The 6475-nt window shown below is 61.3% G+C and carries 8 protein-coding genes; 6 read left to right on the top strand and 2 right to left on the bottom strand.

From position 1 onward, the window contains the following. Window positions 1-162: 162 nt before the first annotated feature. Both VFL62_RS09415 and VFL62_RS09420 read right to left on the bottom strand, forming a co-directional pair. Window positions 163-777 (bottom strand): LysE family translocator, encoded by a 615-nt coding sequence (locus VFL62_RS09415; protein ID WP_325172103.1) that lies wholly within the window; start codon window positions 775-777, stop codon window positions 163-165. A gap of 281 nt (window positions 778-1058) precedes the next feature. Beyond that, window positions 1059-2534 carry a hypothetical protein gene (locus VFL62_RS09420; RefSeq protein WP_325172104.1) on the bottom strand — a complete coding sequence of 492 codons (1476 nt, stop codon included), beginning with the start codon at window positions 2532-2534 and terminating at the stop codon, window positions 1059-1061. Window positions 2535-2654: 120 nt separating this feature from the next. Here VFL62_RS09420 and VFL62_RS09425 point away from each other — a divergent pair, with 120 nt between their 5' ends. The 6 genes from VFL62_RS09425 to VFL62_RS09450 form a co-directional block, all read left to right on the top strand. Continuing rightward, the gene (locus VFL62_RS09425) at window positions 2655-2969 is read left to right on the top strand and encodes a metalloregulator ArsR/SmtB family transcription factor (protein WP_325172105.1); all 315 of its coding nucleotides are present in this window, start codon (window positions 2655-2657) and stop codon (window positions 2967-2969) included. Then, a complete protein-coding gene (locus VFL62_RS09430; protein ID WP_325172106.1) occupies window positions 2962-3432 on the top strand; it encodes an SRPBCC family protein in 471 nt (156 codons plus the stop codon). The genes VFL62_RS09425 and VFL62_RS09430 overlap by 8 nt, the downstream gene beginning before the upstream one ends. Further along, window positions 3425-3886 (top strand): SRPBCC family protein, encoded by a 462-nt coding sequence (locus tag VFL62_RS09435; protein ID WP_325172107.1) that lies wholly within the window; start codon window positions 3425-3427, stop codon window positions 3884-3886. Before VFL62_RS09430 ends, VFL62_RS09435 begins: the two co-directional genes overlap by 8 nt. 14 nt (window positions 3887-3900) lie before the next feature. Then, the gene (locus tag VFL62_RS09440) at window positions 3901-4371 is read left to right on the top strand and encodes an SRPBCC family protein (RefSeq protein WP_325172108.1); all 471 of its coding nucleotides are present in this window, start codon (window positions 3901-3903) and stop codon (window positions 4369-4371) included. Next, entirely contained in the window at window positions 4368-4880 is a 513-nt protein-coding gene (locus tag VFL62_RS09445; protein ID WP_325172109.1) for an SRPBCC family protein, read from the top strand. The genes VFL62_RS09440 and VFL62_RS09445 overlap by 4 nt, the downstream gene beginning before the upstream one ends. Window positions 4881-5055: 175 nt before the next feature. After that, window positions 5056-6475 (top strand): carbohydrate porin (locus tag VFL62_RS09450; RefSeq protein ID WP_325172110.1); only part of this gene is annotated, 1420 nt, incomplete at its 3' end.

Consider the following 6475-nt stretch of genomic DNA (forward strand, 5'->3'; position numbering starts at 1 on the left):
TATGAACTTATCTTGAGCCGCAACGGAAGTCGGCTCCCTCTCGCACTGGGAGCGAGTTGGGGTGAGGGGTTACGATCTCTCTGTACGCCTGGTCCCCTCACCCGGCGCTTTGCGCCGACCTCTCCCCACCGGGGAGAGGTGAAGACAACATCTGCAACGCTTCTATCTCGCACGCGTCAGCGCGAGCCAGACGCCACCACCGATCATGACGCCGCCGGAGACGCGCGACAGCATCCGCGTCCGCCGCGCCGAGAAGAACGAGCGCACGCGCCCCGCAAGCAGCGCGTAGGCGCCGTCGGTCAGGCCCGCGACGATCATGAACGTGACGCCGAGAATGGCGACCTGCGGCAAGTGATCCCGGCTCAGATCGACGAACTGCGGAATGAAGGCGCCGAAGAACACCAGTAGCTTGGGATTACTCAGCGCGACCAGAAAACCTTGCAGGAAGAATCCGCCGCGCGGCGGTGGTGGCGCCTCGGCCTTGACGCCCTGAATCGGATCGCGGATCAGCTTGATACCGAGCCAGACGAGATAGGCCGCGCCGGCAAAGCGGACCCAGTCGAACCAGTAGCCCATCGTGGCCATCAGTGAAGTCAGCCCGATCGCGACGATTCCGATCACGATGGTCATTGCCGCCTGCACGCCGGCGATATTGGTCAGCGCCGCGCGCGTGCCATGGCGCAGGCCATTGGCGATCACCAGCGTGACGATCGGCCCGGGCAGCAGGGCTAAGCCCACACAGGCGGCGATATAGGCGAGATAGACTTGCAGGGACATGGTTTGACCTATCTTTACCGTCATGGCCGGGTTTATCCCGGCCATCCACGTCTTCGTTTGCTGCCTACGTAAAAAGACGTGGATGCCCGGGTCAAGCCCGGGCATGACGATCGCTTATGCTGCTACCGTCATTGCGAGGAGCCCGCGACAAAATTGCGTAGCAATTTTGCGCTGGAGCGACGAAGCAATCCAGTTTCTTCTCGTTGCGCTAGATTGCGGAGCCTGTCATCGGGCGCGCATTCGCGCGGCCCGCTGGCTGTCGCTTGCAATGGCGGCGTCTACTACGGCAACCCGGCGATCTTGCGCGCCTCGCCGGTCAATTCCAGAATGTGCATGCCGGTATTGGCACGGTCGACGATGTAGATGTAGCCGCGCTCGTCGGTCTCCAGATTGTTGGTTTGGATCGCGACCTTGCAGCGATCCTTGCCATCGATCTTGACACAGCGCTTGTCGGTATTGGCCGTGATCGCAGGAATGAAATACCCGACCTCGGTCGGGTGATAGGGATCGCGGATGTCGAGCGCGCGGACGCCGGCGTTGAAGTAGGAGATGAACGCCATCTTCTTGTAGTAGACCGGCGCCATGCTCTCATTGGAGGAATGCGCCCCGAAACGCCCGCCCCGCTCACAGAAATTGCCGTCGGCCTCCTTGGCGGTGTAGCTCGAGATCACCATCGGGGTGGTTTCGATGCTGACATCGACGAACCACACCATCTGCCGCGGTTCGGCGCACTCGTTGACGATCTCCTCGTCCACGATCATGACGATGTCGCGGGTCGGCTCCTTGTCATGGGCAAATTCGGCGATCGGCATTTTCAACATGGGAAAAGTCGTGTGCGCGCCATTGAAGGCCGACATCGACATGCGCGAGATCTCCGGATAACGCAGGTTTTCAGCCGTCGGCTCCTTCGGCCCGTTGAGCAGTTTGTCGCGATCGACGATCTGCAGGAAACCGCCCTTGTCGGTGCCGTAACCGAAATAGACGCGGTTGCCTTCGGGGCCTGCCGAGATCGGCCCGTGCAGTTCGGTCGGAACCGCGCCGGTCGAGCCCGGCTCCTGGCCGGGCAGTCCGAAATCCCTGATCTTCACGGGGTGGGCGGGATCGGACAGATCGTAAATCATGGTCATGCGGCGCGTGCGCCAGTCCGGCTTGCCGGAGACGAGATAGGCGACGCCGGTGTTGCATTCCCACCAGTTCTTGTGCGTGTCCTTCAGTCCCTCACCGATCTTGCTGACGAGAACCGGATGGGTGGGATCGGCGGTATTCCAGACCTCGTGTCCGGCGCTGCCGATCGCCCGCAGCATATAAACGGCGTTCGGATCGCCCTTCGGCAATTGCTTGCCGTCGCATACGCGCACCATCTGCGCGCCGCCGCTTTCGTATTTTCCCTCCTGGCCGGGAATGTGGACCAGATATTTCGGATGCGCGGGATCGGTGACGTCGACGATCGAGGTGCCATTCGGTTCGGCCTTGCCGGTCAAGGGATTGACCGGATCGGGAATTTCGTCGGTGCCGCCGTGGTGGCCGATATAGGCGATCCAGCGGTCGCCTTGATGGTGGATGGTCGGCTGATAGGCGCTGCGCGCCTGCAGATCGCTATAGCCGACTAGTTTCATGTTGGAGGCCTCGGGCGGGGCGCCAATCTTTTGCGCGGATATCTTTTGGACGGGCTGAGTTTCCCCACTCTGCGCGTCAGCGCCGCCGCACAGGATGAACAGGGTTGCGAAGCAGGTTGCCGGCTTGACGTAACGGTTCATGTTTTTCCACCCCACGCTTTAGCCAGTCTCGCGCTGGCTCTTCCCTCCCCTAGCACGCTCCGGCGGCCTCGCCAAAACACCCTCTTGACATGCAACCATTTGGTTGCCTATTGTTCGCGCATGGACGACGTGTTCAAGGCTCTGGCCGACGCATCGCGACGGTCGTTGCTGGACAGGCTTCACGCCAAAAACGGACAGACGCTGAACGAACTTTGCGAGGGCCTCGCCATGACGCGGCAGGCCGTCACCAAGCACCTTGTCATTCTCGAAGAGGCGAACCTCGTCACGACCTACAAGCAGGGTCGCGAGAAGCTGCACTACCTCAATCCGGTCCCGATCCATCAGATCGGCGAACGGTGGATCAAGAAGTTCGAGCGCGGAAAGCTTACCGCGCTCAGCGAGTTGAAACGGCAACTGGAGAAGCGCGATGAGTAGACTGGAATTCGTTTACGTCACCTACATCGAAACCACGCCCGAGCAACTCTGGCAGGCGCTGACCGACGGCGACTTCACCGAGCGCTACTGGTTTGGCCATCGCATCGCTTCCGACTGGACGGTCGGCTCGACCTATCGCTTCACCAAGCAAGGCGTGCCGCACTCCGACGGCAAGATCTTGATCTCCGACCCGCCGCGGCAGCTTGCCTATACCTTTGATGGCTGTTCGCCGGAATCGAAACGCGAATGCACCTCGCGTGTGACCTTCGACATCGAACCGAGCGGTGGATCCGTCAAGTTGACCGTGACGCACGATAATCTCGACGAAGGCGGCGTCACCTATTGCGAGATTTCCGGCGGCTGGCCGATGGTGCTCTCCGGCCTGAAGAGCCTGCTGGAAAACGGCAACGTCCCTTCGATCGAACCGCCGCCGACCGCGAAAAGAGAGACGGCCGATGCCTAAGCCCGAATATATCTATGTCGTCTATATCCAAGCGCCCTGCGAAAAAGTCTGGGACGCGCTAATCGACCCGGAAATGAACAAGGAATATTGGGGCCGGCAGTGCAACCTGTCGGACTGGAAGGTCGGCTCGCGCTGGTTGCACGCCAATTACGACGACCGCTCGGAAGTGATGGTTCAAGGCCATGTGCTCGAAAGCGACCGTCCCCACCGATTGGTGTTGTCGTGGGCCCGGCCCGAACAGGCCGATAATCCCGACAAGGTGTCGAGGGTCACCTTCACGGTCGAAGAACAGTTTGGTGCCTGCAAGCTCACCGTGATCCACGGCGACCTCGATGCCGAGATGCTGAAAGCGATCAGCGGCGGCTGGCCGCCGATCCTCTCCAGCCTGAAAACCCTGATCGAGACCGGCGAGGCCATGCCGATGACCCGCCGGAACTGGAAACGCAGCGCGTAAGACGAGAAAGTGCCATGTCCAAACCCGAATTCATTTACGTCACCTACATCGAGACCACGGCCGAAAAACTCTGGCACGCGCTGACTGACGGAGATTTCACCGCCCGCTATTGGTTCGGGGCGCGGCTGCGCTCGGACTGGAAGGTCGGTTCTTCCTTTGAAATGGTGCGGAGCGACGGCACCGTGTCGGATGCCGGCAAGGTGGTCGAATGCGATCCGCCGCGAAAGCTCGCCTACACCTTCATCAACCTGTCGGACAAATATAAGAACGAGTTCCCGGCGCTTGCCACCTTTGTACTCGAGCCCTACGGCAAGCTGGTCAAGCTGACGCTGACGCATGAAGGCTTTGTGGAGGGCGGCAAGTTCTATGCAGGTATCTCAAAGGGTTGGCCGGCGATCCTGTCGAGCCTGAAGAGCCTGCTCGAGACCGGCGAGCCGCTTCAGATTCCGTTCGAAGCGCTGAAGATGGATGCGCGAGAACCATGAAGATCGATCATTTCAAGCCGCTCACCGTCTACACGATCTACATCGCCGCCAGCCCTGAGAAAGTGTGGGAAGCGCTGACCTCGGCCGAATTCAGCCGGAAGTATTTCTTCGGCAATGCGGTCGAGGTCGATCTAAGGGTCGGAGGCGCCTACACGGTGCGAACACCCGATGGCGCCTTGCATATTTCAGGCGAAGTCGCCGAGTGTGTGCCGTATCGCAAGCTCACCTTCACCTTCAACGTGAACTGGCCCGACCTGATCGAAAAGCTTGGGCCGACGCTTGTAAGTTACGACATCGAGCCGGCCGGTGAGGCCGTGCGGCTCACCATGACCGAGTCGCATGTCCGCACGCTCGAGGACGACATTCTCTCGGGCGGACGCCAGGGCTGGCCCGCGATCCTCTCGAGCTTGAAGAGCCTTCTGGAAACCGGCCAGCCGCTCGTCGTCAAAATGGCACCCCCAGAGCGCATGCTGGCGGCATTGCGAAAGCTCGGCATCAAGACGCCGTAGCGCTCTCGCCGCGAGCTCGCCTGTTACCGAAATATGACACGCGCAGTCGCCCGTTCCGGCCAGCGACCGGTTGCATTGACATCCGCTGCATCGCGATGACAGGAATGAACCTGTTATTGGGCATGGTGGGCCGCCTTTGATTCTGTCTGCTGAAACAAGCCAGTTGAGGCACAGGATGTGCTGGCTCGGCGCGTCCTGCGCGGTGCTCGCGTTGTTGGCGGACGCCGCCCACGCCGCAGATCTTCCGGCGCTGCCGGTGAAGACGCTTCCCGCGGCAAATTACGACTGGACCGGCTTCTACATCGGCGGCCATGTCGGGCTTGCGACCGGAAACTCGCCTTGGACACTCGATCCGCTCGGCGGCGGCGCGCCGGTTGCCGGCTCGTTCAGCCTTTATCAGTCGCCCAATGCCTTCCGGCAGAGCGGCAGCTGGTTCGAAGGCGTGCAGGGCGGCTACAACTGGATGCTGCGAAATCGCCTGGTGCTGGGCATCGAGGTCGATGGCTCGTTTCCAACTTTTCCCGATGTCATCAGCGGTATGACCATTGGCGGCGCCTCAAATTTCACCTCGCCGAGTTTCGGCGCCGGAACCTTCAGCGAAAATGTGCTGGCGTCAGGCACGGTGCGCGGCCGCATCGGCTATGCACCGGGCCACTGGCTGTTTTATGCGACCGGCGGGCTTGCCTGGAGCTACAACCAGCAGACGTTGACGCAAAATGCGAGCGGCAATTCCGAAGATCGCTTCCTCTACCGCTTCGGTTGGGCCGCCGGCCTCGGCATTGAGAGGCCGATCGCGCCGAGCTGGACCGTCCGCGGCGAATATCTCTGGACCGGTTTTCCGGAGGTCGCCGTGGGCTTCCCCGGAACCGGACAACGTGTTTCGTCCAGCCTTTCCGAACATCAGTTCCGTCTCGCGCTGAACTACCGCTTCGACGACCCGTCGCGGCCGGCATCGGTTGCGCCCTCGCGTTTCAAGGACAACGCCGACATCTTCGCGGTGCACGGGCAGGCAACCTTCGTCGAACAGGGCTATCCGGCGTTTCGTTCGCCTTATCAGGGAACAAACAGCCTGAACGGCGCCGCGCAGGCCAAAGAGACCTTCGACACGACGCTTTCGGTCGGCGTCAAACTGTGGACGGGTGCGGAGTTCTGGGCCAATCCGGAGATCGATCAGGGCCATGGCCTTAACGACACCCATGGCGTGGCCGGCTTTCCGAGCGCGGAAGCCTACAGGCAAGGCCTGTCGACGCCCTATGCGCGCGTGCAGCGCGCCTTCCTGCGCCAGACCATCAATTTCGGCGGCGACACTGAAAACATCGACGACGACTTTACTCAGTTCAAGGGCACGCGCTCGACCGAGCGGCTGGTCGTCACCGTCGGCCGTTTCGGCATCAACGACATCTTCGACACCAACAAATACGCCAACAATCCGAAGTCCGATTTCCTGAACTGGTCGCTGGTCAATGCCGGCACCTTCGACTACGCGGGCGATGGCTGGGGCTATACCTACGGCGCGGCGGCCGAGTGGTACACCGGAGCCTGGACGTTCCGCACGGGCGTGTTCGATCTCTCGGCCACGCCTGCGGGCGGCGTCA

Origin of the sequence: Bradyrhizobium sp. (assembly GCF_035701725.1) — a bacterium.
Taxonomy (GTDB): domain Bacteria; phylum Pseudomonadota; class Alphaproteobacteria; order Rhizobiales; family Xanthobacteraceae; genus Bradyrhizobium.

Excerpts from the sequence above, each read along its gene's own strand:
- VFL62_RS09425 (WP_325172105.1), top strand. The coding sequence starts at position 2,655 with ATGGACGACGTGTTCAAGGCTCTGGCCGACGCATCGCGACGGTCGTTG.
- VFL62_RS09420 (WP_325172104.1), bottom strand. The coding sequence starts at position 2,534 with ATGAACCGTTACGTCAAGCCGGCAACCTGCTTCGCAACCCTGTTCATC.
- VFL62_RS09445 (WP_325172109.1), top strand. The coding sequence starts at position 4,368 with ATGAAGATCGATCATTTCAAGCCGCTCACCGTCTACACGATCTACATC.
- VFL62_RS09440 (WP_325172108.1), top strand. The coding sequence starts at position 3,901 with ATGTCCAAACCCGAATTCATTTACGTCACCTACATCGAGACCACGGCC.
- VFL62_RS09435 (WP_325172107.1), top strand. The coding sequence starts at position 3,425 with ATGCCTAAGCCCGAATATATCTATGTCGTCTATATCCAAGCGCCCTGC.
- VFL62_RS09415 (WP_325172103.1), bottom strand. The coding sequence starts at position 777 with ATGTCCCTGCAAGTCTATCTCGCCTATATCGCCGCCTGTGTGGGCTTA.
- VFL62_RS09430 (WP_325172106.1), top strand. The coding sequence starts at position 2,962 with ATGAGTAGACTGGAATTCGTTTACGTCACCTACATCGAAACCACGCCC.